This window comes from Morganella psychrotolerans (genome assembly GCF_965118875.1).
In the GTDB taxonomy this organism is placed as follows: domain Bacteria; phylum Pseudomonadota; class Gammaproteobacteria; order Enterobacterales; family Enterobacteriaceae; genus Morganella; species Morganella psychrotolerans_C.
In genome coordinates this window covers 158,718-183,157 of sequence record NZ_CBCPJD010000010.1, presented here as the reverse complement: position 1 = coordinate 183,157, position 24,440 = coordinate 158,718, and the positions used below count along the sequence as shown (strand labels likewise).

General features: G+C 49.2%; 21 protein-coding genes. 12 read left to right on the top strand and 9 right to left on the bottom strand.

All coding sequences use genetic code 11. The features are described from left to right. The first annotated feature begins 315 nt into the window (after positions 1 to 315). The 3 genes from glpA to glpC are packed head-to-tail and all read left to right on the top strand — an operon-like array spanning position 316 to position 4,446. Positions 316 to 1,962 carry an anaerobic glycerol-3-phosphate dehydrogenase subunit A gene (glpA, locus tag ACMHKJ_RS11845; protein WP_413494160.1) on the top strand — a complete coding sequence of 549 codons (1,647 nt, stop codon included), beginning with the start codon at positions 316 to 318 and terminating at the stop codon, positions 1,960 to 1,962. Further along, positions 1,952 to 3,253, top strand: a complete 1,302-nt coding sequence (gene glpB, locus ACMHKJ_RS11840; RefSeq protein ID WP_413494158.1) for a glycerol-3-phosphate dehydrogenase subunit GlpB — start codon at positions 1,952 to 1,954, stop codon at positions 3,251 to 3,253. The genes glpA and glpB overlap by 11 nt, the downstream gene beginning before the upstream one ends. Continuing rightward, positions 3,250 to 4,446: an anaerobic glycerol-3-phosphate dehydrogenase subunit GlpC gene (gene glpC, locus ACMHKJ_RS11835; protein ID WP_413494156.1), complete on the top strand. Its 1,197-nt coding sequence runs from the start codon at positions 3,250 to 3,252 to the stop codon at positions 4,444 to 4,446. The genes glpB and glpC overlap by 4 nt, the downstream gene beginning before the upstream one ends. A 350-nt stretch (positions 4,447 to 4,796) precedes the next feature. Here the strand turns inward: glpC and ACMHKJ_RS11830 are convergent, their stop codons facing one another. The 5 genes from ACMHKJ_RS11830 to ACMHKJ_RS11810 all read right to left on the bottom strand — a co-directional run bounded on the left by ACMHKJ_RS11830 (position 4,797) and on the right by ACMHKJ_RS11810 (position 11,567). Beyond that, complete coding sequence (locus ACMHKJ_RS11830; RefSeq protein ID WP_413494154.1) at positions 4,797 to 5,753, bottom strand: OmpG family monomeric porin; 957 nt, start codon at positions 5,751 to 5,753, stop codon at positions 4,797 to 4,799. 139 nt (positions 5,754 to 5,892) lie between these two features. After that, positions 5,893 to 7,773 carry a glycoside hydrolase family 3 protein gene (locus tag ACMHKJ_RS11825; protein ID WP_413494153.1) on the bottom strand — a complete coding sequence of 627 codons (1,881 nt, stop codon included), beginning with the start codon at positions 7,771 to 7,773 and terminating at the stop codon, positions 5,893 to 5,895. Positions 7,774 to 8,299: 526 nt separating this feature from the next. Then, positions 8,300 to 9,403 carry a glycerol dehydrogenase gene (locus ACMHKJ_RS11820; RefSeq protein WP_413494150.1) on the bottom strand — a complete coding sequence of 368 codons (1,104 nt, stop codon included), beginning with the start codon at positions 9,401 to 9,403 and terminating at the stop codon, positions 8,300 to 8,302. Between the two features lie 228 nt (positions 9,404 to 9,631). Further along, positions 9,632 to 10,300 carry a 7-cyano-7-deazaguanine/7-aminomethyl-7-deazaguanine transporter gene (locus ACMHKJ_RS11815; RefSeq protein ID WP_413494149.1) on the bottom strand — a complete coding sequence of 223 codons (669 nt, stop codon included), beginning with the start codon at positions 10,298 to 10,300 and terminating at the stop codon, positions 9,632 to 9,634. Positions 10,301 to 10,457: 157 nt separating this feature from the next. Then, positions 10,458 to 11,567: a linear amide C-N hydrolase gene (locus tag ACMHKJ_RS11810; protein WP_413494147.1), complete on the bottom strand. Its 1,110-nt coding sequence runs from the start codon at positions 11,565 to 11,567 to the stop codon at positions 10,458 to 10,460. Between the two features lie 158 nt (positions 11,568 to 11,725). On the opposite strand from ACMHKJ_RS11810, the gene tusA reads away from it, so the two are divergent. Together tusA and ACMHKJ_RS11800 are read left to right on the top strand one after the other, a co-directional pair. After that, positions 11,726 to 11,980 (top strand): sulfurtransferase TusA, encoded by a 255-nt coding sequence (tusA, locus tag ACMHKJ_RS11805; protein WP_413494234.1) that lies wholly within the window; start codon positions 11,726 to 11,728, stop codon positions 11,978 to 11,980. Between the two features lie 23 nt (positions 11,981 to 12,003). Next, positions 12,004 to 12,843 (top strand): DUF817 domain-containing protein, encoded by an 840-nt coding sequence (locus ACMHKJ_RS11800; protein ID WP_413494146.1) that lies wholly within the window; start codon positions 12,004 to 12,006, stop codon positions 12,841 to 12,843. Positions 12,844 to 12,935: 92 nt separating this feature from the next. Here ACMHKJ_RS11800 and ACMHKJ_RS11795 read toward each other — a convergent pair whose 3' ends face one another. Further along, positions 12,936 to 15,341 carry a zinc/cadmium/mercury/lead-transporting ATPase gene (locus ACMHKJ_RS11795; RefSeq protein WP_413494144.1) on the bottom strand — a complete coding sequence of 802 codons (2,406 nt, stop codon included), beginning with the start codon at positions 15,339 to 15,341 and terminating at the stop codon, positions 12,936 to 12,938. A gap of 142 nt (positions 15,342 to 15,483) precedes the next feature. Further along, on the bottom strand, positions 15,484 to 16,116 hold the full coding sequence (locus ACMHKJ_RS11790; protein ID WP_413494142.1) for a lysoplasmalogenase: 633 nt from the start codon (positions 16,114 to 16,116) through the stop codon (positions 15,484 to 15,486). 105 nt (positions 16,117 to 16,221) lie between these two features. Between ACMHKJ_RS11790 and ACMHKJ_RS11785 the strand changes: the two genes are divergently transcribed. Further along, a complete protein-coding gene (locus tag ACMHKJ_RS11785) occupies positions 16,222 to 16,575 on the top strand; it encodes a DUF2500 domain-containing protein (RefSeq protein ID WP_413494140.1) in 354 nt (117 codons plus the stop codon). Here the strand turns inward: ACMHKJ_RS11785 and ACMHKJ_RS11780 are convergent, their stop codons facing one another. Beyond that, positions 16,576 to 16,887, bottom strand: coding sequence for a DUF1145 family protein (locus ACMHKJ_RS11780; RefSeq protein WP_413494138.1), 312 nt, complete (start codon positions 16,885 to 16,887; stop codon positions 16,576 to 16,578). Between the two features lie 11 nt (positions 16,888 to 16,898). Beyond that, entirely contained in the window at positions 16,899 to 17,495 is a 597-nt protein-coding gene (gene rsmD / locus ACMHKJ_RS11775) for a 16S rRNA (guanine(966)-N(2))-methyltransferase (RefSeq protein ID WP_413494136.1), read from the bottom strand. 334 nt (positions 17,496 to 17,829) lie between these two features. On the opposite strand from rsmD, the gene ftsY reads away from it, so the two are divergent. From ftsY to ACMHKJ_RS11745, 6 genes are all read left to right on the top strand, one after another. Then, entirely contained in the window at positions 17,830 to 19,947 is a 2,118-nt protein-coding gene (gene ftsY, locus ACMHKJ_RS11770) for a signal recognition particle-docking protein FtsY (RefSeq protein WP_413494232.1), read from the top strand. Between the two features lie 6 nt (positions 19,948 to 19,953). Further along, positions 19,954 to 20,619 (top strand): cell division ATP-binding protein FtsE, encoded by a 666-nt coding sequence (gene ftsE / locus ACMHKJ_RS11765; RefSeq protein WP_067366764.1) that lies wholly within the window; start codon positions 19,954 to 19,956, stop codon positions 20,617 to 20,619. Further along, a complete protein-coding gene (ftsX, locus tag ACMHKJ_RS11760; protein ID WP_413494133.1) occupies positions 20,612 to 21,583 on the top strand; it encodes a permease-like cell division protein FtsX in 972 nt (323 codons plus the stop codon). Before ftsE ends, ftsX begins: the two co-directional genes overlap by 8 nt. A 151-nt stretch (positions 21,584 to 21,734) precedes the next feature. Then, on the top strand, positions 21,735 to 22,589 hold the full coding sequence (gene rpoH, locus ACMHKJ_RS11755) for an RNA polymerase sigma factor RpoH (RefSeq protein WP_067366770.1): 855 nt from the start codon (positions 21,735 to 21,737) through the stop codon (positions 22,587 to 22,589). Positions 22,590 to 22,950: 361 nt separating this feature from the next. Beyond that, the gene (locus ACMHKJ_RS11750; protein ID WP_413494132.1) at positions 22,951 to 23,196 is read left to right on the top strand and encodes a helix-hairpin-helix domain-containing protein; all 246 of its coding nucleotides are present in this window, start codon (positions 22,951 to 22,953) and stop codon (positions 23,194 to 23,196) included. Position 23,197: 1 nt separating this feature from the next. Next, complete coding sequence (locus ACMHKJ_RS11745) at positions 23,198 to 24,322, top strand: sugar diacid recognition domain-containing protein (protein WP_413494130.1); 1,125 nt, start codon at positions 23,198 to 23,200, stop codon at positions 24,320 to 24,322. The last annotated feature ends 118 nt before the right edge of the window (positions 24,323 to 24,440 follow it).

Sequence of the window (24,440 nt, the reverse complement as noted above, 5' to 3'; positions counted from 1 at the left end):
AGACGAATATATAGAGTAAACAGATAATTAGCGCTAAAAGCATAGCGCATATTATTAGCTTAACAATAAATAAATGGCAGCAGTGTGAGTCGGCATGAAAATATCTGCTAAATCAGTCAGTTTTCGGGTATTTCACCCGCAGAAACATCAGGAGAAATAACGTATGTTACAAATATGTGATGTCCGTCACGACTGTGGATTATTTCGCTCCGATTATGTGCTTTTGTTTTCGTTTTTGTTCATTATCAATCATGGCGTTGCAAAAACAGGCTAAGCTATCTCTATAATAAAAGGAATGTGACTGAGAGGAACCCCATGTCTGATTCACCTGTCAATGAAACCGATGTCATTATTATCGGTGGCGGGGCAACCGGTGCCGGGATGGCTCGGGACTGTGCCCGGCGCGGTTTGCGTACATTATTGCTGGAGCGGTTTGATATTGCGACCGGTGCGACCGGTCGTAACCACGGTCTGTTGCACAGCGGTGCGCGTTATGCTGTGACCGATCCTGAATCCGCCCGTGAGTGTATTGCGGAAAACCGTATTTTACGGCGGATTGCACGTCACTGTGTCGAGGACACCGGCGGGCTGTTTATTACGCTGCCGGAGGATTCTCCTGAGTATCAGAACACATTTATGGATGCCTGCCGTGAAGCGGGCATTGATACACTACAGATGTCGCCGGAAGAGGCGCTGCGTTTTGAGCCATCGGTTAACCCTGCATTGCTCGGTGCGGTTAAAGTGCCGGACGGCACGGTTGATCCGTTTCGTCTGACAGCCGCCAATATGCTGGATGCCCGCGAACATGGTGCGCAGGTGCTGACGTACCACGAAGTGATGAGTATTCTGCGCCACGGCGATCAGGTAATTGGCGTGGAGGTTTATGATCATCATGAACAGCGCCGTTATCCGCTGTATGCCAATGTGGTGGTAAATGCTGCGGGGATCTGGGGGCAGCGCATTGCGGAGTACGCAGATTTGCGCATTAACATGCTGCCAGCCAAAGGATCGCTGCTGATCCTCGGGCACCGTATCAACCAGCGTGTGATCAACCGCTGCCGTAAACCGAGTGATGCCGATATCCTGGTGCCGGGAGATACCATTTCGCTTATCGGCACCACGTCAGTTCACATTCCTTATGATGATATCGACAACATGATTGTCACGGCAGATGAAGTGGATACGCTGATCCGCGAAGGGTCGCGCCTGGCACCGGCAATGGCACAGGCACGTATTCTGCGTGCATACGCAGGTGTCCGCCCGCTGGTGGCTGCAGATGATGATCCGACCGGGCGCAATATCAGCCGCGGCATCGTATTGCTTGACCACGAAAAACGCGACGGACTGCGCGGCTTTATGACGATCACCGGCGGCAAGCTGATGACATATCGCCTGATGGCAGAATGGGCGACAAATATGGTGTGCGAAAAACTGGGACACTCCGCGCTCTGCTCAACAGCCGATGAACCGCTGCCGGGCTCTGCACAGTCGGCAGAGCAAACGCTGCGTAAAGTTATTTCTCTGCCGGCACCGTTGCGCGGCTCTGCGGTTTATCGTCACGGCGACCGTGCCGCACAATTGCCGCACACAACGCGCCTCGATAAAAGCCTGGTGTGTGAATGTGAAGCCGTCACCGCAGGTGAAGTGCGCTATGCAGTGGAAAGTCTGACAGTGAAGAACCTGCTTGATTTGCGCCGCCGTACCCGTGTGGGAATGGGAACCTGTCAGGGCGAGCTGTGTGCCTGTCGTGCGGCGGGTTTACTGACGCAGCTGAATGTCACCACCGCGGAAAAATCGGAAACAGAACTGATGCATTTTCTCAATGAGCGCTGGAAAGGGGTTCGCCCGATAGCATGGGGAAATGCACTGCGTGAAAGTGAATTCACCAGTTGGGTTTATCAGGGGCTTTGCGGCCTGGAAACCGGCGGAGATGAAGGGCAGGGAGAACAGTATGAAATATGATGTGGTGATAGCGGGCAGCGGGCTGGCAGGATTGACCTGTGGTGTAAAACTGGCGGAAAGCGGACTGAGCTGCGCCATTATCAGTGCCGGACAAAGCGCGCTGCATTTCTCCTCAGCGTCACTGGATCTTCTCTCGGCACTGCCGGACGGGCAGCCGGTGACAGAGCCTTTCTCAGCACTGGCAGAGCTGGCGCGCCAGGCACCGTCTCATCCTTACAGTGTGATGGGTGAATGCGGGGTTCGCCGGGCAATAAGTCAGGCGATGGAGCTGCTGCAACAGGATGAACTGCAATTACAGGGGCGGGCAGAGAAAAATCACTGGCGTTTAACCCCGATGGGACAATGGCGCATGAGCTGGCTCAGCCCTGCGGTCGTGCCTGTTTTACAGGAAAAAAACAGCGCAGATCTGCCGCCTCTGGCTATTGTCGGGATCACCGGGTTTCTTGATTTTCAGGCAGAAATGACGGCGGCGGCACTTACCCGTTCAGGGCATCCGGCGCAGGCTTATACTATTCATCTGCCGTGCCTGGATAAGCTGCGTAATAATCCGAGTGAATTCCGCTCTGTTAATATTGCCCGCCTGCTGGATATCCCGCAGAACCGGCAGGAGCTGGCAGATGAACTGAAACAGTGCGGGATAGCAGAGCAGGCGCTGGTGTTACCCGCCTGCTTTGGTCTGGACGACCGGGATGCGGTAGAATTTCTTCAACAACAACTCGGTAAAACCGTGTATCAGTTGCCGACGCTACCGCCCTCTCTGTTGGGGATCAGGTTACATCAGGCGCTGCTGAACCGTTTTCGCCGCGCAGGTGGTTTTGTTATGCCGGGCGATACGGTGATTGCCGCACGCCGCGAAGGCTCGCGGATAACACAGTTATTCAGCCGCAATCACGGCGATATTCCGTTACAGGCAGATCAGTTTGTTCTGGCTTCCGGCAGTTTCTTCAGTAATGGATTGGCGAGTGACATTGACCATATCTATGAGCCGTTGCTCAATCTGCGTTTAACGGAAACTCTGCCGCGCAATGCATGGACATCGGCGGATCTGTTTGCGCGTCAGCGCTATATGGAAGCGGGTGTGGCGGTTGATGCACATCTTCACCCGGCGGATGATAACGGCGCAATTAGCAATCTTTATGCGATCGGTGCGGTACTGGGTGGTTATAACCCGTTACAGGAAGGATGCGGTGCCGGGGTATCACTGGCGACAGCCATGTATGCCGCAGAGCAGATCCTGACACAGGTGGCGGCGGACAAAAAAGTAATGCATGAAACGGAGGTGAATGCATGAGCGCGGGACAAACACTGTTTGAAAACTGCATCAAATGCACAGTGTGCACAACCTACTGTCCGGTGGCAAAAGTTAATCCCGATTATCCGGGGCCAAAACAAGCCGGTCCTGACGGGGAACGGCTGCGCCTGAAAGATTCGATGCTGTATGACGATGCGCTGACACTCTGTACCAACTGTAAGCGCTGTGAAGTGGCGTGTCCGTCTGATGTAAAAATCGGTGATATTATTGCGCGCGCAAAGCTGAAGTATCATCCGTCACGCCCGAAAATCCGTGATGCGATTTTAAGCCATACAGATCTGATGGGATCGCTCTCCTCGCCGTTTGCGCCGGTTGTTAATACTATTACCGGACTGAAACCGGTGCGTAAATTGCTGGATGCCGCGCTGAAAATTGACCACCGCCGCGAACTGCCGAAATACTCGTTCGGAACCTTCCGCCGCTGGTACAAAAAACAGCAGGCGGTGCAGGATAAATTCAGTGAGCAGGTCGCGTATTTCCATGGTTGTTATGTGAATTATAACCATCCGCAGCTCGGTAAAGATTTAATCCGTGTTTTTAACAGCATGGGGATTGGCGTGCAGTTGCTGGAGCGGGAAAAATGCTGTGGCGTGGCACTGATCGCCAATGGCTTTGAAAAACAGGCAAAAAAACAGGCAGCCGTGAATGTGGAATCGCTCACTAAAGCCATTGTTGAACAAAATATGCCGGTTATTGCGACGTCATCGACCTGTGCATTCACACTACGGGATGAGTATCCGCATATTCTGGATGTGGATACTGCGCCGCTGCGCGATAATATTGAACTGGTGACGCGTTACCTTTACCGGCTGATGCAGCAAGGGCGTAAGCCCGCGCTGCGTCATACGCCGCTGAGAGTGGGATATCACACGCCATGTCACATGGAAAAAATGGGCTGGACGGCGTATTCCCTCGAACTTATCCGCTCAATCCCCGGCGTGGAACTGATTGTGCTGGATTCACAATGTTGTGGTATTGCAGGGACTTACGGTTTCAAAAAAGAAAATTATGAAACCTCGCAGGCCATTGGTTCGCCACTTTTCCGCCAGATAGAAGAGTGCGGCATTGATATGGTGATCAGTGACTGTGAAACCTGCAAATGGCAGATCGAAATGTCCACCAGTAAAAAATGTGAGCATCCGATCTCCCTGCTGGCGCGGGCATTGGCATAAATATCAGATAACAGGAACCGGCTGCGGCCGGTTTTTTTTACCGCAGTGCATAGAGTATAAACCGCATTTTCTATTCATATTATTCTCTTTTTCGGTGTTAGCATCCCGGTGACTTTTTAAAAATCATAAAGATACTGAAAATAATATGCATCGCGTAACAAAGAGTACAGTCACAAATTCCATCACAAAAGCCATCTGATTTATATGATGTTGAATAAATTACAGGTGATATGTCAGTTTTTGATGCCAAAATCGGCGTTTAGTTATTGTCACTCAATCAGTCGTTTTTGTGACAAACCATGTTATTGTCGGGCGTGGGGAAAATCTGGGTTCCGGCGTAGAACCCCGGTTTATTGCCATGTGTATTTTATACCCAATTGGCCGAGGTAAAATGTTTGGCGATTGTTGCTACCGGATGTAATACCTGCATTTTTCGTATATCCCCAAGTGCTTGGTTCAACGGCAAATCCGCTCCATAAGGTTAGTTTTGGCGTTAAGTCATAAAATACCTGAGTACCGATACGGTAACCATCTTTGACCTTTTGAGTCGTGCGTTGATTACTGTCATAGTTGTGCTCGTTTAAGTAATAACGGAAATATGGCACCACACTCCAATCTTGATTCAGCGTGATTGGGAAATAACCACGGATTTGGTTTTGTTCCCATGTTTTATTGAAGTTTTTATCCCAGGTCCAGTCAGTGTACATGTAAAGTTTAGCAGTAGCGGAATCATTTACTTTATATACAATACCGTGCTCTGATTCCCACTCATAGCTATTTGGTGCATGGAAATTATCGTAATGATAGAACGCATCCCAGAAGTTAAACGCCCATTTATCATTGAAATTATAAGTGCCGGCAGGCATTAACCAAAACAAGGTATTGGATGGGCGTGCTTGTGAATCAGGGGCTGAGTCATTGGATTCTTTACGGTAAGTGACGTTCAAATTAAATTGCCCGATATCACCGGAATACATTTCCCGGGTTGCCCCTATTTGTGTCCGGTTCCGAATAAATGAATCTTTTGATGTTGAAAAATTATGGTTATAGCTTCTCAATGACTCCTTATGTTCGAGAAAAAAACGCCATTTAGAGTCTGGGTTTGATAAAAACAATTGCCCAACCATGGTTGTTTTATCATAAATTTTACGACCACTGGTGTTGTAGTGTCCTTCGAATTTTTCTAATTCCATATAAACATTGGAAGAAATTCGCCAATAATCATTATTAACTTGATCAGCTGCAAACGCTGTAGCCATAAATCCAGTTGCAGTAATGAGAAGTAAGCCATTTAATGAAGTTTTCATAGTCATCCTTTAATTATATAATTTTATATTCCAAATCACTTGTACGTTGGCTGCACTTCCCCTCAGTAATACTCAATTTTTGGGTGTAAAAAGCCATCTTCTTTATTGAATAGATAGAGAGGACGATTATTTTTATTAATTAGTTAGCAGTGTTGTAAGTTTCACCGTGACCATAAGGGAACAAGACTTTGCTTCCTTGTGGGTTTTTGATGTTAACCGGCAGTAAGCCTTTTGGTGGATTTAGCGGTTGTGCGTGGTTGTTTGCAAATAGGGTACGTAATCCACTGCGGATATTTGTCTCTAACGAGTTACGGTTGTTATTGGTGATATCAAAACCGGTAATACCGTATATAGCGATATTTGCTTTTACATTTTTTAGGTAAGCAATGTCATAGGGGTTACGGGAAGCTATCACCACTAAAGGTGTCTTAGTTTTATTAGATTCATCAATGATTAGTTGAGCATTTACCGGGTTATTTTTTAGGTTGTAAGTGGTCAGTAACACTAAATCCTGGTTTTTTATTAATGTTTCAACTTCATTTTTAGTCAGCGTATTTTCATTGAGTTTAATCATATGTTCATTGCTTTGAATCTTAACCCCTGTTTCTTCTGCAATATCATTTAAGTGTTTTTGAATCAGAGTATTACGCGGTTTTTCATCGGAAATAATTAAGATTCGGTTCTGTGGTTTCAGTACAAAAGGAAGAATATCTTCATTTTTAATCAGTGTAATTGCTTGCTCAGAGACCATATTCTCGAGATCTTTATGACCCTCAGAGGCAACGACTTGCAAGGCAACATTCACATCTACCGGCTGCGCCGTAATTTCTTGCTGAAGTTTTTTCAGTACCACGCGTTTTGCTGATTCATCAATTCGTTTCTTCAGCTCAGGATTTTTCCCGGCCTGTGATTCTAAATGGCGATACATATTGTCAAGGCTGGTCACTGCTTCGTTATTCCACATTTTAATTGGCATGAGAACAATGTCAGAGCCTGCGAGTAGTGAGGTTTCAACAGCCCAATTCATATCAAAATTATCCGCAATTGCGCCCATATCCATCGCATCTGTGATAATCAAGCCATCATATTTGAGTTCTCCACGTAAAATATCGTACAAAATCGGCTTGGAGAGTGTGGCGGGAGTTCCCACCTCTTTGCCTGTTAATGTTTTGATTTTTCGGTTATCAAGCGCAGGCACAATAATATGTGCTGTCATGACAGCATCAGCACCGTGAGATAACGCGTATTTAAATGGTGGGAGTTCTGTTGAGCGCCATGTTTTAGCGTCTGAATTTACCACAGGTAAGTCAACGTGTGAGTCAGAGGAAACATTGCCATGACCGGGAAAATGCTTTAGTGAAGTCAGTAAATTATATTTGTGGATACCTTTAATATAATAGGTAGAGAGATTTTCCACCAAAAGTTTATTATCGGAGTAAGAACGAACACCAATCACTGGGTTATTTTGATTGTTATTAACATCAACGACTGGGCCAAAGTTGATATTGAATCCTAAACTTGATAATTCGTAGCCGTGGATCATTCCTGTTAATTCAGCCAATGCGGGATTACGGGTTGCTCCCAGAGCCATGTTACCCGGCATTTCTGTACCAACGTGTAAACGTGTCACATAACCGCCTTCTTGGTCAATTCCAATAAATAACGGTAGATTACTACGAGAAGACTGTAATTGGTTGATAAGAGCGACGGTTTGCGGTGTATTAATTAAATTTTCACGAAATAGAATAACAGATCCTAAATGATACTGATTGATGACTTTAGATACTTCGTCATTCATGGCTAAAAATGGTACAGGCTCACCATTTTGGTCTTTGTTCCAATGCCTAAAATCTAACATAAACAGCTGGCCTATTTTTTCAGCTTCAGACATATTTTTTACAATTTCTTCAGCAGATTTTTGTTTATCTTTCCATAAATTAGTTAACTGTGCTTGTGTCATGGGGGCAGCTACTGACAATGTACTAAATATACAGACAGAAAGTAAGGCAAGTTTTTTCATTTTATTATTCTCCATTTATTTTTAAGAGATAATAAGTAGTCAAGGTTGTTTATAATGTGAGAAAAATCACGATTGACAGTATTCTTTATTTATAAGCGACAGGAATAGCATGTGATAATATAACAAAGCAATCTCGCTTATTAGCATGATTTATAAAAAAATAATTTTTAGAATGCTCGGTTATTTGCTGGAATAATTTAATTTTAGTGTTATTCCATTATGTGATCTGTGCTGAAAATACCGGTGGATAAATTACTCCTTTAATTTGTCGTGTAAGGTGTAATCTATATGTCCTATAAATTAATATGTATTAAATGATGTTTTATGCTCAATGAAAAATATAAAAATAACCCTAAATACGTTTTCAGGATCAAATCGATATTTATTTAAAAAGTACAATAAAAATCCCCCGTTATTTTATCGGGGGATTGTGTCGAATAAATAGGCTTTTACTCACCATACTTCAGGATGCCCGTCTATCTTTGCTTATCGCCCACAGGCATCCCGAACTAACTTACATAATCAATTAATAAAGCCAGTCACGACCCATGCGATCGGCTGCCATGATGGCGGCGTAAACCTGGTCTGAATCGACTTCAAATGGCATATTGTAGATGGTTTCGTTGTCGGCACAGCTCAGTTCGGCAACCGCCATCACTTTTTCTTCCAGTTCAGGACCGATGCTGTCCACACCCAGCTCTTCCAGTGTAATTGGCAGGCCGACCTGTACGCAGAACTCCAGAACCATCTCCAGCTCTTCTGCCGGGGCATTTTCCAGCACTAACTGAACGAGTGTACCGAAGGCGACTTTCTCACCGTGATACATATGGTGGCACTCTTCCAGCGCGGTAAACCCGTTATGGATAGCGTGCGCTGCCGCAAGACCGGCACTTTCAAAGCCCAGCCCGCTGAGCAGGGTATTGGCTTCAATAATATTTTCCACCGCTTTGGTGCTGACACCGGCTTCCACCGCCAGTTTGGCTTTGATGCCGTCACTGAGCAGCGTATCGAAACAGAGTCCGGCAAGAGACAATGCCGCCAGTGTTGTACCGCCGCCTGCCATAGTCATTTTACCGGCTGTACTGCATGCGCGGGCTTCAAAATAGGTCGCCAGAGCATCACCCATACCGGCAACCAACAGGCGGGCAGGGGCGCGGGCAATAATATTGGTATCCATCACAACCACATTCGGGTTCTGCGGATAGAACAGGTAGCTGTCAAACGCACCGAGTTCATTATAAATAACGGACAGTGCGCTGGTCGGCGCATCCGTGGAGGCGATAGTCGGGGCAATAATCACCGGCACCTTTGCAAAATGCGCAACCGCTTTTGCGGTATCCAGTGTTTTACCACCGCCAACACCCAGTACTGCCTGGCATTTATGGTTTTTCGCCAGTTTGGTCAGGCGCTCGATCTCTTCATGAGTACATTCGCCCCCGAAGATTTCAACGACACCGGAAACTTCATATTCGCTCAGGCTTTCATTTACGATTTCGCCTACCAGTCCGTGGACAAATTTATCAGCAATCACCAACGTTTTTTCTGCTAGTGGTCTGATGTATTTACCCACATGGTAAAGCGCGTCCGGACCCTGAATGTATTTGGCCGGAGATTGGATCACTTTTAACATACTCAAACTCCTGAATGCATCGCGTTATGGTGTCTGTGAGGGATTATTCCGTCTGAATCAGACTATCAGTTACAACAACGGATATGTGAGACCTGACGCACTGTAATGGCCGGGAGTATCGCAGCAGATGGGGAAAATGTGATACATATCCTACATCCTGAATGACGTTGGGTACAGCCGACAGCGCAGAGTGAGGATAGTCACCCTGCGTGTCAGAAAAATGACAGGTTAGTGATGCGCGGGCAGTGAATCGTCGTCTTTCTGTTCGAAAAATGAGCGCAGGATAATATTGAGCAGCACGCCGTAGGCCGGCAGGAAAAAGAGCATGCAAATGGTCACTTTAAAGCTGTAATCCACCAGCGCGATTTCTACCCAGTTTTCCGCCATAAACGGATCTGTACTGCGCCAGAAAGCGATAAAGAAAAAGGCGAGCGTATCAATCAGATTGCCGACAAACATCGCAGCAGCAGGCGCAACATACCAGCGATGGTTCTGACGCAGGCGGTTGAATACACGCACATCAAGAATTTGCCCGAGGGCATAAGCCATAAAGCTGGCGGCGGCAATACGTGCCACAAACAGATTAAAGTGTGTCAGCGCTTCAAATCCCTGCCACTCTCCCTGAAAGAACAGAGCCGAGACAACATAGGAAATAGCCAGTGCCGGTATCATCACTGATGTGATAATTCGTCGCGCCAATGGTGCGCCGTAGATCCGCACTGTCAGGTCAGTTGCCAGGAAAATAAAGGGAAAGGTAAACGCGCCCCAGGTCGTGTGGAAGCCGAAAATCGTGATCGGCAACTGCACCAGATAGTTACTGGAGGTAATGATCAGAATATGGAAGAGCGATAACCAGGTCAGTGCCATAAGCCGCTGCCGGGGAGATAAATTAAACATATTGTACCTTTTTGGTGGTTGGGGTTAGGGAACCCAATAAACTCAGCGCAGGATGATACGCCGTTTGCGCAACAAAATCAAAGCGCGTGTCTTTCGTGTCTTTGTTGTGGCGACCGGTATTTCCCCGCCGGATGACGGGGAAATAAACCGCTTATTTTTAACGGCTCTCATATTGCTCAGCGGCATAGCTGATACTGGCAAACTCAAAAGGTTCGGCTTCAATGAATGCCCCTGCGGCATTACCGGAATAGATATTTGACTGTTTTTCGCCCAGCTCCAGCATTTTCACTTTTCCTGTTTCTGCCGAAAAATCAAGATTATTCAGATTGATCCAAAATGTATTGGGCGTCACGACCGATTCAAAAAAGTACACTTTGTTTTTCTGATCCGCAACGGTACGCCAGCGCGTGGAAGAACGCGGTGCTTTGGCGGTAACATTATCTGAATTGGCGCGGTTTTCCAGACGGTAAGGTGCTGATACATTACGGATAACACTGAACACTGATGCCAGAGTTTCATCTTCTGTGAGTGTCCGGGGAATATGATTGCTGTAAAAGGAGGCCCGGGTAAACCGATCCGAGGAACGGCTTGTACCCGGTAATGAACTGAACCCGTCAATTTCTTTCCAGTAGTTGTTCAGTGCGATTTGCTCACTGTACACCGGAGAATTTGTCAGTACGGAATAGTCGGGTGAATGGCTGATAACCTGCTTACCATTAATATACTCAATGATTGCGCTGTCACCCGTAGCATCAGAAACAGACAGGTGCAGTGAAACATACTTTCCGGCACCCGGAAAACTATCGGACACAACAATAAATTCTGATTTGCGCAGTGCTGTCACCGCTTCTTTAACAGTAGCGAAATTATCCAGAATATATTGTGCCCATGCGGAAATAGACAGGATAGATTTGTCTTTACTGTCCGGCGGGTAAACGGATTCTGACAACCAGAGCAGGTTTGCTGTCAGGCCTTTTTCATTCATGCCGTCTGTTGTGGAAACATCAAAGCCGGAAGCGATGACACTGCCGTAGCGGGATGTCCACCTCAGTCCGTGATCAGCCGGGGCTCCCTCGCGGTACATACCGCGGGGAAACAGCCATAAATTGGTATCGATAGTACGTGACCAGTCCATTGAGCGGGCGGTCAGAACATGATCATTATTTCCCTTATAGACCAGCCGGGTACAGGCTTCTGCCGGGAGGGCTGCTGTCAGTAAACAGGCTAATAATGCGGGGATCAGACACTGTGGTATATTTTTTTTCATTTCGGTTCTCCGTAGAAGATATACCGCAGAAGTGTGTCTGACAGAACGGCGGGTGGAAATAATTGTTTTTAATGTAAGGCACTAAAAACAGATACATAGGCACAGTACTGTTATTTACGGTATAATTCCCCGCCATTTTCTTTGACAGGACAACAATGATGCCTGATGCTTTTTCCTGTGCTGATAAAACCCTCGACACCCTCGGGCTGCGCTGCCCTGAGCCGGTGATGCTGGTGCGTAAAACCATCCGCGGCATGAATACCGGAGAAACCTTGCTGGTGCTGGCAGATGACCCTGCGACTACGCGGGATATCCCGGGGTTCTGCCGGTTTATGGAGCACGAACTGGTAGCACTGGACACAGATAATACGCCGTACCGCTATCTGATCTGTAAACATGACAGTGCGCTGTAATTATTCTTTTCAGGGACAGCTCCATGCTTGGTAGCCTCGATACCTTTCTGCTGGCACAGAAACACTCGTCACTGACCGGCTGGCGCCGGTTTATACTCGAATTCTGGTTTTTTGGTCTGAAAGAGGCGAGAGCCTGTTTATTTGCCGCGTTCTTTTTTCTGGCACTCTTTTTAGTCCCTGCAAAGGGTGTTTACGGCATCCCGCGTTATGATTTTCTGCTGATCCTGGCGGTACTCTTTCAGATTGGTATGGTGTGGAAAAAGCTGGAAACGGTGGATGAACTGAAAGCGATTTGTATTTTCCACGTCGTGGGGTTTGTGATGGAGTTATTTAAAACCTCATCGGCTATCGGCTCATGGAGTTACCCTGATTTTGCCTATACAAAGCTGTGGAATGTGCCGCTGTTTACCGGTTTTATGTACGCGGCGGTCGGCAGTTATGTGATTCAGGCGTGGCGCTTCCTGCATGTCCGTATTGAACATTTCCCGCCATACTGGCTGGCAACGCTTATCGCGCTGGCCATCTATGTGAATTTCTTTGCGCATCATTTTATCGGCGATTACCGCTGGTATCTCACTGCGTTTATTCTCGGACTGTACGCGCGCACGATGGTCTATTTCACGCCGTATGATAAAGAGCGCAAAATGCCGCTGTTACTGAGTTTTGTGTTGATTGGCTTTTTTATCTGGCTGGCAGAAAATTTCGGGACTTTTTTTGGTGTCTGGCAGTATCCTAATCAGATTGGTGCGTGGGCAACAGTCCATGCCGGAAAGTGGGGATCCTGGTCATTACTGGTGATTGTCACCTTCACTATTGTGGCGTACCTCAAACACATTAAAGCGACGATTCTGGTGGTCAGATAGCCGGTAGTTGGTAGCCGATAAAAAAGGGGATGCATTTGCATCCCCTTTCTGTTTTACAGCATTATATTTTACAGCATCGCAATATCAGCGGGTTACTTTTTCACTGCCCGCAGCAGGCGCACAGCGTTGGCGGTGACCAGTGCGGTTGCACCGGAGTCAGCCAGTACCGCAACCCACAGCCCGGTCAGCCCCATCAGTGTGGTCACCAGGAAGACTGCTTTCAGACCCAGCGCGATAGCAATGTTTTCGCGGATAACTCTGCGTGTTGCCCGGGACAGCGCGATGATTTCCGCAATACCGGTCAGGCGGTTGTGGGTCAGGGCTGCATCGGCTGTTTCCAGCGCCACATCTGTCCCGCTGCCCATTGCGACACCAATACCGGCGGCTTTCATTGCCGGAGCGTCATTGATACCGTCGCCCACCATCATGGTGCGGTGCTCTTCATTGAGCGCCATTACCGCTTTCACTTTATCTTCCGGCATCAGACCTGCGCGGAAATCCATTCCGACCGCATTAGCGATAGCGGCAGCGGCACGCGGGTTATCCCCTGTCAGCATCACGGCATTGACGCCCATTTTGCGCAACTGTGCGATAGCCTCTACTGCATCGTCACGCAGTGTATCCTGCATGGCAATAAGCCCGGTCAGTTGTTGGTCTGCGACCACCGCGACCACGGTTTTTCCTTCATTTTCAAGGCGGATGACTTCAGCCGCAGCAGTATCGGTCAGTAGTCCGTCAGCCAGTTTCCCCGGGGCGCTGACCAGTACATTGGTACCATTAAGGTTACCTTCAACCCCTTTACCTGCATGTGCTTTGCGGTTATCCGCTTCCGTGATGGTCAGCCCGAGTTCAGCTGTGCGTTCAAGAATCGCTTTGGCTAACGGGTGATGTGAGCCGCTTTCAACCGATGATGCAAAGGTCAGAACATCTGAATTACTGTGATTATTCAGCGCAACGATATCAGTAACCTGTGGCTTACCTTCTGTCAGTGTGCCGGTTTTATCCAGGGCAACGGTTGTCACTGTGCCCAGTTGCTCCAGTGCGGCACCGCCTTTAATCAGCGCACCACGACGGGTGGCTGCCGCCAGTGCGGAGGTGATAGCCGCAGGTGTGGAAATAACCAGCGCACACGGACAACCAATCAGCAGCAGGGTCAGACCACGGTAGATCCACGGATACCACTCAGCACCCATAAACAGTGGCGGAACCACAATCACCAGCGCAGAGAGCAGCATGATCATCGGCGTATAATAACGGCTGAACTGGTCGATAAACCGCTCAATCGGCGCTCTGCGCTCTTCGGCTTCCTCAATCAGCGTCATAATGCGGTCAATCGCATTCTGCCCCTGTTCAGAAACCACTTTCATTTGTACGGCTCTGTCGACAGAAAGCGAGCCTGCCGCAACTTTTTCGCCCTGTGCCCGCTCAACCGGGACGGATTCCCCGGTCAGTGCGCTTTCGTCGAAACTGGCGAACTCACTGAGCAGCTCGGCATCTGTCGGTAAACGTCCGCCCGGTGCAATTTCAATAATATCGCCCGGACGCAGTTGTGAGACCGGCACTGAACCCTTTTTGCCGTCTTTAATCACCACAGCATCTTCCGGCACCAGAGCCATCAGCGCACTGACACCACGACGGGCACGGCCTGCGGCATAAGACTCCAGCATTTCACCCAGCAGGAAGAGCAGGATAACCATTGCCGCTTCTTCTGTGGCACCGATAACAATGGCGCCGACGGCAGCAACCGTCATCAGTGTTTCAATGGCAAACGGCGACCCGGAACGGATAAGGCGAAACGAACTTTTTGCAACCGGATACAGCCCGATCAGTGTTGACGCGATAAATGCATATTTACCCAGAGTCGGATTAATCAACTCCAGCCCGTAACTGAGGGCGATCAGTACTGCAAGGATAATCATGGGTGCTGCTTGTTTCAGCAGGCTGATTTCTTCTTTTTTCTTTGGTGCCGCATTTTTGTCATTCAGGTCGTACAGGGTGAAACCTGTCTGTTGTACAGCGCTTGTGACGGCTGCGCGCACATCTTCATCGGCATCTACCACCAGTTTTTCGGTGGCAAACATCACTTTTGCCTGTCTGACTGAGGTGACTTTTCCGACGGCGGTTTCTATTTTCCGCGCACAACTCGGGCAGTCCATACCTTCGACCAGCCAGTTATAACGGCGGCTGCCGGATAACTCAGGCGGTGTGACATCGTCATTTGCGGCCCGGTCGTGTGAGCAGCAGCTTCCCTGCGCGTGGTCGTGACCGGCGTGGTCATGATTTGAGTCAGAATGCGCATGATCGTGCGTGGCATGATCATGCGCGCGGGACTCATCTTCGTCATGTTCCTTCTGCGCGTGTTCGCTGTGGTCGTGCGCATCATGATCATGGTCATGATGTGCCGGTGCCGCAGCAGTCTGGCCGGTAGAGCAGTCAGATTTACCGGTACAGCAGCCGGTGCTGTGCGTATGCTCATGTTTGTCTTTGTTCGGGTGCATAAACACCTCCCTGTTCAACAGTTCAGTTGTTGTTAATTTGTCTCATTAACAGGAAGTGTACACATTGGAGTAGACTCCAGAGTCAACAGCAGGAACACATAATTTTAGGCAAATTGTGCGTTCCTGCTGTTTTGCTGCGTGATTACATCAGTGTGATCGCGCGGACAATCAGGAAGTGACCGAGGAAATAGAAAGTGGAATAGATAGCTTTTGCCAGCTTAAAGGAGAACAGAAAACGGTTCACCAGCCAGAGGATCAGGTTCAGTACCAGACAGAATGCCCCGATCATCAGGGAGAAGTTATAATCCGTTCCCAGCCCGAAGAACTGCTCACCGGCAAGCCATGCCATCACCAGCGCACTGAAAAGAGCGGTCAGTACCGGCACTTTGTGGTCGCCGAGTTTGTACCAGAGCAACGCCGGTACGGCGGCAGCAACGATCAGCAAGGTAATCAGCAGCGGAATGTAAAACGTGAAGTTATTCAGCAGGGCAAAGCTCAGGGCATACAACAGATAAAACACGGCGCTGGTGTACAAAGAGAGATCGATTTTATTGTCCGCGACCAGGCGGATTGTGTCAGATACAATCGCGACTAACAGCCCGACGCACACCAGGTAACCGGAGATATCCAGTCCGTAATCACCGCTCCATGCCCACAGCAGTAACAACAGCAGAGTGACGGGACGGAAAACCCAGCGCTGCCAGTCCGGTCCCCGGTAGGCGGCATCGATATAAAGCCAGCCGGAAAAAAGTACAGCAATAAATGGCCAATTCATGGGGTGTCCTTTAGATATGTTGAGGGCGAATAACACCTGAATATTTGTTAATATCCCGTATTTACAGGTCACGATCAACAAGATTGCAGGAAAACAAGCATACCCATGAATAAATTCGGATTATTAGGTTTTATTGTTGCCGCGCTTATCATTGTGCTGGCAGCGCGTCGTTTCCTCGAACAGAGAAAGCAAAATGAGATTAATGACAGCTCTGTCGTAACAACATACGAGGTGACGGTAGCAGAGAAAAAGGATTATCCGTATCCGAATATGCGCTCACGTGAGCGGGATGTGGTCTTCCCGGAAACTTTCCGTTATGAGGTGCATTTCCGCCCGCTGTCCGGGAAAACAATCGTGGTGTATATAAAAGAGGCGGAATACAAGGAGATAACCCTGCATTCACGCGGAACGCTTTTTATGCAGGGCACCCGTTTTATCCGTTATGAGCCACTGCGCTGATCAGGGCTGGTCGTGTTTGTCGTCATCACCGGCAGGCGGGGATTTCAGTTCTGCCTGCTGGCGGCGCAACATGATAAGCAGTTCAAAAACGCCGAACAAAAAGACCCGGAGTTTGCCGGCGGCGGTCAGTTTTTTATCTTTCGGCTGACCGGCACTGAACATTGCCATCAGCAAACCGTGCATCACGACCATAAAAAAAGTGGCGATATGCATAAAAATATTCAGTGGTTTCGGGAACGGATGAACCAGGCTGAAAATCAAAAAACTCCACACTGCTAACATCAGCAACCGGCCGATATTAATCCAGAACATACGGACTCCTGTTAATTAGCCTGCTCAGCAGTTGCCTGCCGCAGGTAAAGACGATACGCGACCTGACCGGCCACTTTCTCCCGGTGACACAGCCAGTTAGCCGGGACAACCAGCGGATCTGATTCGGCTTCCGCTTCAGCATAAATCATAGCATTGGCACTCAGCCAGCCATTTTGTTCCAGCAAATCAACCGTTTCCTGTAATAACCCTTTGCGAAACGGCGGGTCGAGAAACACCACATCAAACGGCGTTCCCGGTTGTGCCAGAAACTGTGGCGCACTCTGGTTTACCACCGTTGCGTGATCGCAGGTCAGTAAACGGGCGTTAGCGCTGATTTGAGTGGCAACGGCGCGGTTCAGTTCAATAAATGTCACGGCAGCAGCATGGCGGGAAAGGGCTTCAAACCCGAGCGCACCGCTGCCCGCGAACGCATCAAGGCAACGCGCACCATTTATCACCGGCATCAGCCAGTTAAACAGGGTTTCGCGCACGCGATCGGTTGTCGGGCGCAGGCCGTCGTGTGTCAGAACAGGCAGTTTTCGTCCGCGCCACAGACCGGCAATAATGCGGATTTGCCCCTGAGGCGCGCTATGTGCTTTTTTTACCATAACTTTCGCAACTTATTAATCTGAAGTATGACGAGTATATACCCAATGTCATTCAGGATGCAGGCAGGCTTCCCGCAGCCAGCGAACCTGTAGTTTTAATGAATAAGGATATATCTGACGGGAAAAACAGTGACATATTATACGCATGTTTTGTAAAAATTCGTTTAAATTTAACCTGAAATCACGGAAAGCCGATGCGCAACCATCCTGTGAAATGATAGACTGCGTCTAATTCACAATTAATGATGATAATTACGCCATATCTGCTCAACATTTTCCGGAACGCGCAGGCGCCGGAGGTGACGGGTAACAGTGTGCAAGGGGTATAGTGGCTGTGGCAAAAGATAAGAAAAAAGGTTTTTTCTCCTGGTTGGGTTTTGGTCGTAAAGATGACGGAAATCAATCTCAGGATGCGCAGGAACAGGCTCAGCGTGATGCCGGAATTGCAGAGCAGGCACGATTAGCGGAAGAACAGGCTCAGCGTGATGTGCAAATTGCAGAGCAGGCACGATTAGCGGAAGAACAGGCTCAGCGTGATGTGCAAATTGCAGAGCAGGCACGTTTAACCGAAGAACTGGCACACCGCGATGCACAAATTGCTGAACTGACACGTTTAACGCAAGAACAGACCCGCCGTGATGCGCAAATTGCAGAGCAGGCGCGCTTAGCAGAAGAACAGCTCCGCTGTGATGCTGAAATTGCTGAACAGGCGCGTTTAGCCGAAGAACAAGCCCGCAGTGATGCTCAGGCTGCTGAACAACAGCGCTTTGCGCAAGAGCAGGTGCGTCGTAACGCAGAAGTCAGCGAACAGCAGCGTTTAGCAGAAGAAAAACGTCTTGCGCAAGAGCAGGCGGCAGAACAGCAGCGTGCAGAAGAACAACAACGTCAGGCGAAAGAGCAGGCGCTGCGTGATGCGCAGGCGCTCAAACAGCAGCGCCTGGCAGAAGAACAGCGTCTTGCACAAGAGCAGGCAGCAGCGCTGCAGCGTGAAGAAGAAGCACAACGTCAGGCGAAAGAGCAGGCACTGCGTGATGCGCAGGTTCTCAAACAGCAGCGTCTGGCAGAAGAACAGCGTCTTGCACAAGAGCAGGCGGCAGAGCAACAGCGCGCAGAAGACGCGCAACGTCTGATCGAAGAGCAGGCACTGCGTGATGCGCAGGCAGCCAAACAGCAGCGCATAGCGGAAGAAAAGCGTCTTGCACAAGAACAGGCCGCAGAACAGCAGCGTGCAGAAGAGGAACAACGGCTGGTCAGAGAGCAGGCTCTGCGTGATGCAGAGGATGCCAAACAGCAGCGCATCGCACAAGACGCGCGACTGGCACAGGAGCAGGCTGCTGAACAACAGCGTTTAGCAGAAGAACAAGCCCGCCATGATGCTGAAATTGCTGAACAGGAACGTTTGGCAGAAGAACAACGTCTGGCGGAGGAAGAAGAAGCACTGCGCCTTGCACAGGCGCAGGCAGATGCCGAAGATGCACAACTGATTGAAAGCGAATCTCCTGCACTGGCGGATACTCAGGAAAAGCCAGCTAAAGAGGGCTTTTTTGCCCGTCTGAAACGCAGTCTGGTGCGCACCCGTGAAAATATCGGCTCAGGTTTCTTCAGTATTTTCCGTGGTAAAAAAATTGATGACGATCTGTTCGAAGAGCTGGAAGAACAGCTACTTATTGCGGATGTCGGGGTAGAAACCACCCGTAAAATTATTACCAGCCTGACACAGCACGCCAGCCGTCGTGATCTTAAAGACGCAGAAGCGTTATTCACCAAGCTGCGTGAAGAGATGGGCGATATTCTGGCAACAGTAGATAAACCACTGGTTATTGAAGATAAAAAGCCGTATGTGATCCTGATGGTCGGCGTGAATGGCGTCGGGAAAACAACCACTATCGGTAAAATGGCCCGTCAGTATCAGGCGCAGGGTAAATCCGTGATGCTTGCCGCCGGAGACACTTTCCGCGCGGCTGCGGTTGAGCAGCTACAGGTCTGGGGTGAACGCAACAATATTTCTGTTGTCGGACAGCATACCGGGGCTGATCCGGCCTCTGTGATTTTCGACGCCATCCAGTCAGCAAAAGCGAAAGGCGTTGATGTTCTGATCGCAGATACCGCAGGGCGTTTACAAAATAAAGCGCACCTGATGGAAGAACTCAAGAAAATCGTGCGGGTGATGAAAAAACTCGATGAGGATGCCCCGCATGAAATTATGCTGACATTAGATGCCAGCACCGGGCAGAACGCTGTCAGTCAGGCGCGTCTCTTTAATGAGGCCGTGGGGCTGACCGGGCTGACTCTGACCAAACTTGACGGCACGGCGAAAGGCGGGGTTATCTTTGCCATTGCGGATCAATTCGGTATTCCTATCCGGTATATCGGGGTTGGTGAAGGTATTGATGACCTGCGTCCTTTCAAAGCCGATGATTTTATTGAGGCACTTTTTGCCCGGGAGGACTAATCATCCATGATCCGCTTTGAACACGTCAGTAAAGCCTATTTAGGCGGCCGGCAGGCACTCCAGGGGGTGGATTTTCATATTCGCCCTGCTGAGATGGTGTTTCTGACCGGTCATTCCGGTGCAGGGAAAAGTACCCTGCTGAAACTGATTTGCGGAATTGAGCGCCCTAGCGACGGGGCTATTTCATTTGACGGACATAATATCAGCCGTCTGACAAACCGCGAAGTGCCGTTTCTGCGCCGCCAAATCGGTATGATCTTTCAGGATCACCATCTGCTGATGGATCGCACTGTGTATGACAATGTGGCGATGCCGCTTATCATTGCCGGCGCGAGTCAGGAAGATATCCGCCGCCGTGTCAGTGCCGCACTGGATAAAGTCGGGCTGCTCGATAAAGCTCGTAACTTTCCGGTTCAGCTCTCCGGCGGGGAGCAGCAGCGCGTGGGTGTTGCCCGTGCGGTGGTGAATAAACCGAGAGTACTGCTGGCGGATGAACCGACCGGGAACCTCGACAGTGAGTTATCCGAAGGTATCCTGCGTCTGTTTGAAGAATTTAACCGGGCGGGTGTAACAGTTCTGATGGCAACACATGACATTATGCTGATTGAGCGCCGGGATTACCGTGTTCTCACTCTGAGTCAGGGGCGTATGACGGGAGATCTTCATGGCTAAGCAACCGCGTAAACCCGTAAAAAAAATACCGTCCAAATCCAAAGCGCTGAAAGGCGGATGGCGGGAGCAGTGGCGTCATGCGTGGGTAAATACGCTCGGCGATATGTTGCGCCAGCCGTTCTCCACGTTACTGACCGTCATGGTCATTGCGATTTCCCTGACACTGCCGAGTGTTTTTTACATCGTGTGGAAAAATGTCAGTCATGCGGCGGAGCAATGGTATCCGACACCGCAACTGACTGTTTATCTGGATAAAGGTCTGGATGAACAGGGCGGACAAAAGCTGGTGGATGAACTGAAAGCCCTCGACGGTGTGGATAATGTTAATTATCTCTCCCGCGATCAGGCGATAACAGAATTCCGTGCCTGGTCCGGCTTCAGTACCGCGCTGGATATGCTGGAAGAGAATCCGTTACCGGCTGTTGCTATTGTGACGCCGAAAATTGATATGCAGAGCAGTGACACGCTGGTGACACTGCGTGATCGCGTCAGCGCGTTATCAGGAATTGATGAAGTCCGTATGGATGACAGCTGGTTTGCCCGCCTGGCGGCACTGACCGGGCTTGTCGGGCAAATCGCCTCAATTATTGGCGTTCTGATGATTATCGCGCTGTTCCTGGTAATAGGTAACAGTGTCCGGCTCAATATTTTCAGCCGCAGAGAAACCATCAATGTCATGAAGCTTATCGGAGCAACAGACGGCTTTATTCTGCGTCCGTTCCTGAACGGCGGTATGCTGCTGGGTGCATCGGGGGCAATATTATCACTGTTATTATCGTCACTGCTGGTATGGAAGTTGGCGGCGGTTGTCACGGGTGTCGCGGCAATTTTTGGTACAACATTCACATTAACCGGGCTGGATTGGGATGAAGCGCTGCTGATTGTGCTGGTTTCCGGTATGATCGGCTGGATTGCCGCCTGGCTGGCAACGGTTCGTCATTTACGCCACTTTATGCCGCAGTAACAGCCGGCAGACCGGCGGGATGCTTTTCTCTCCGCCGATGTCCGTACTTCAGGTAGCAGACACTAAGTGGTAGGCGTAACTGCGTCTCATGTTGTACACTATTTGTTATTATCGTCTGCCGACGTCATTTTTTATTCATATCGAGGACTGAATGACTAAAGATACCCAATCCTTAGTATTGGTTCCGCAGGGAAGCATTGAAGCTTACGTCCGTGGAGCAAACCAGTATCCGATGCTGACGGCAGAGGAAGAGAAAGAGCTGGCTGAACGCCTCTATTATGATGGCGACCTTGAAGCTGCGAAAAAACTCATCATGTCTCACTTGCGGTTTGTCATCCATGTTGCCCGCAGTTACTCCGGGTATGGTCTGCCTCAGGCGGATCTTATCCAGGAAGGAAATATCGGGCTGATGAAAGCGGTGCGCCGCTTCAATCCGGAAATGGGCGTGCGTCTGGTGTCATTTGCGGTTCACTGGATCAAAGCGGAAATCCATGAATATGTGCTGCGTAACTGGCGTATTGTAAAAATTGCCACAACGAAAGCACAGCGTAAGTTATTCTTTAATCTGCGAAAATCTAAAAAACGTCTGGGTTGGTTTAACCAGGAAGAAGTCGAAATGGTTGCCCAGGAACTGGGAGTTACCAGCAAAGACGTGCTGGAAATGGAATCCCGTATGGCGGCACAGGATATGGCATTTGACATGTCCGATGACGACGACGGCGATCATCCGGTTGTGGCTCCGGCGCTGTTTCTGGAGGATAAATCCTCTGATTTTGCAGATGAAATCGAAGAAGATAACTGGGATAACCACGCTACAGATAAACTCACCATGGCGATTGATACCCTGGATGAGCGCAGCCGTGATATTATCCGCGCCCGCTGGCTGGATGATGACAGCAAAACGACATTGCAGGAACTCGCTGATAAATATGGTGTTTCTGCTGAGCGTGTTCGCCAGCTTGAAAAAAATGCCATGAAAAAACTACGCCTGGCGATTGAAGACTGATTGTGTCTTGTGTCCGGTATGCTGATAACGGGCAAAATGAAAAGTCGCTGTGAATACCTGCCTGTAAGCGCAGGCGCGCCATTCATGGCGCGCCTGCTTTTCATTGCTTTGCCCGTTATCATCCTCCCTGCTCTGAATTATTCCCTTTAATCTCTTTTTCTCTTTCTCCGCTCCCATTTTTCCCGCAATTTGTTATGGTAGCCGTATGATTTTTTCATATACCCAACGTCATTCAGATTTCAGGAAGGCGGCAAGCTCAGACTGCCGGGGAGCATACATTAGTATGTGACACGGCGGGCTGAGTGCAGCCAACGAACCTGCAGTTTGAATGAATAAGGGTATAGTCATTTACGGAGGCAATATGCCATTTTCCCCGGAAGACAAAGCCGTTTTATTAGCAGTAAAAGGTGTTGGTGCCAAAGTGATTGAGCGCCTGGAACAGATGGGTTTTTCAACACTGACTCAGCTTGCCACCGCAGATGCGCCCTCACTGCTTAGTGCCGGTGCCGCACTGACCGGCTCCACCTGCTGGCGCAACAGTCCGCTGGCAAGAAAAGCCATTGAATCTGCTATTGCTGCCGCAAAACTGACACACGTGAAATCCTGATATGACCCCGGCCCGGCTTGACCAGCGAACCGCGCGGCTGATTGTTCAGCGGACCATGCAAATCCTCAGTTATTCTGTGAATGTAATGAATGCGCAGGGTGTGATTATTGCCTCCGGTGATCCGCAGCGGGTCAATCAGCGCCATGAAGGTGCGGTACTGGCACTGATGGAAAACCGGATTGTTGAGATTGATGAAGCAACGGCAGCGACGCTGAAAGGGGTAAAACCGGGGATTAACCTGCCGGTGATTTTCCGCGACAGCATGGTCGGCGTGGTCGGGATCTCCGGAAAACCGGATGAAGTGCGCAACTATGCCGAACTGGTGCGCATGGCCGCCGAACTTGTGCTTGAGCAGGTCGATTTACTTGAAAAATCACAGTGGGACAGGCGTTATCGTGATGAACTTGTCAGTCAACTGATAAGCCCTGAGAAACAGCCGCAATCCGTTAAATCTATCGCCGCTTATCTCGGGATCTCCCCTGACAAACCCCGGGTTGCGCTGATCCTCTCTCTGCCGGCGCCGGATCATGAACAATTTCATCAGTTAGTCGGGTACATTGATAATCTGAAAATGGATCTTCTGGTCAGTATTCGTGGCATCAACTCCCTTGTCGTCCTTAAACCTGTCACATGTGATGAGAATTTCCAGCTGGTTTCACCGTTGCGCAAACAGTTACAGGCATTACGGCGACAGCTACCCTCCTCGCCTGAATTGCTGATGTATGTCGGTGGTTTTTTCCATGGAAACAACGGATTGCACCGTTCGTGGCAGAGTGCTTGCGCGGTACAACAGCTAGGGCTGACCCCGGCGTATGAGCAGAAAACAATTTTTTATGATGAGGTTAAGCTGCCCGCATTATTGCAGGGATTCCGCGACAGCTGGGAAGCCGCTGAACTGACCTCTGCATGGCAGCAACTGAAGGCAGCAGACACCAGAAAGGTGTTATGTCACACACTGAAGACCTATTTTGATCAGAATTGTGATCTGTCTCAAACTACAAAAATGCTGCATATACATACAAATACTCTGCGCTATCGCCTCCAGCGTGTTGAATCGATTACTGGCTTAAATATCAATAAATTAGAGTCAATTATGCAACTGTATTTCGGGATACTTACCGAATAGTCTTTTGTAGTATCCTACAATTTACGCTATTCCGGCTACCTGTTTTTTGTCGGAACCTCTCAAGCTAATCCTGCTCTGTCGCGCCATAATAAACTCCGTTTTATTCAAATAATCATAA

What these genes read in the sequence shown, in the direction of transcription:
- ACMHKJ_RS11790 (WP_413494142.1), bottom strand. Translation starts at nt 16,116, where the DNA reads ATGAATTGGCCATTTATTGCTGTACTTTTTTCCGGCTGGCTTTATATC.
- ACMHKJ_RS11825 (WP_413494153.1), bottom strand. Translation starts at nt 7,773, where the DNA reads ATGAAAAAACTTGCCTTACTTTCTGTCTGTATATTTAGTACATTGTCA.
- glpB (WP_413494158.1), top strand. Translation starts at nt 1,952, where the DNA reads ATGAAATATGATGTGGTGATAGCGGGCAGCGGGCTGGCAGGATTGACC.
- ACMHKJ_RS11780 (WP_413494138.1), bottom strand. Translation starts at nt 16,887, where the DNA reads ATGTTCTGGATTAATATCGGCCGGTTGCTGATGTTAGCAGTGTGGAGT.
- ACMHKJ_RS11750 (WP_413494132.1), top strand. Translation starts at nt 22,951, where the DNA reads ATGCCATTTTCCCCGGAAGACAAAGCCGTTTTATTAGCAGTAAAAGGT.
- ACMHKJ_RS11795 (WP_413494144.1), bottom strand. Translation starts at nt 15,341, where the DNA reads ATGCACCCGAACAAAGACAAACATGAGCATACGCACAGCACCGGCTGC.
- rsmD (WP_413494136.1), bottom strand. Translation starts at nt 17,495, where the DNA reads ATGGTAAAAAAAGCACATAGCGCGCCTCAGGGGCAAATCCGCATTATT.
- ACMHKJ_RS11745 (WP_413494130.1), top strand. Translation starts at nt 23,198, where the DNA reads ATGACCCCGGCCCGGCTTGACCAGCGAACCGCGCGGCTGATTGTTCAG.
- tusA (WP_413494234.1), top strand. Translation starts at nt 11,726, where the DNA reads ATGCCTGATGCTTTTTCCTGTGCTGATAAAACCCTCGACACCCTCGGG.
- glpA (WP_413494160.1), top strand. Translation starts at nt 316, where the DNA reads ATGTCTGATTCACCTGTCAATGAAACCGATGTCATTATTATCGGTGGC.
- ACMHKJ_RS11810 (WP_413494147.1), bottom strand. Translation starts at nt 11,567, where the DNA reads ATGAAAAAAAATATACCACAGTGTCTGATCCCCGCATTATTAGCCTGT.
- ftsE (WP_067366764.1), top strand. Translation starts at nt 19,954, where the DNA reads ATGATCCGCTTTGAACACGTCAGTAAAGCCTATTTAGGCGGCCGGCAG.
- ACMHKJ_RS11830 (WP_413494154.1), bottom strand. Translation starts at nt 5,753, where the DNA reads ATGAAAACTTCATTAAATGGCTTACTTCTCATTACTGCAACTGGATTT.
- ACMHKJ_RS11785 (WP_413494140.1), top strand. Translation starts at nt 16,222, where the DNA reads ATGAATAAATTCGGATTATTAGGTTTTATTGTTGCCGCGCTTATCATT.
- ACMHKJ_RS11815 (WP_413494149.1), bottom strand. Translation starts at nt 10,300, where the DNA reads ATGTTTAATTTATCTCCCCGGCAGCGGCTTATGGCACTGACCTGGTTA.
- rpoH (WP_067366770.1), top strand. Translation starts at nt 21,735, where the DNA reads ATGACTAAAGATACCCAATCCTTAGTATTGGTTCCGCAGGGAAGCATT.
- glpC (WP_413494156.1), top strand. Translation starts at nt 3,250, where the DNA reads ATGAGCGCGGGACAAACACTGTTTGAAAACTGCATCAAATGCACAGTG.
- ACMHKJ_RS11820 (WP_413494150.1), bottom strand. Translation starts at nt 9,403, where the DNA reads ATGTTAAAAGTGATCCAATCTCCGGCCAAATACATTCAGGGTCCGGAC.
- ACMHKJ_RS11800 (WP_413494146.1), top strand. Translation starts at nt 12,004, where the DNA reads ATGCTTGGTAGCCTCGATACCTTTCTGCTGGCACAGAAACACTCGTCA.
- ftsX (WP_413494133.1), top strand. Translation starts at nt 20,612, where the DNA reads ATGGCTAAGCAACCGCGTAAACCCGTAAAAAAAATACCGTCCAAATCC.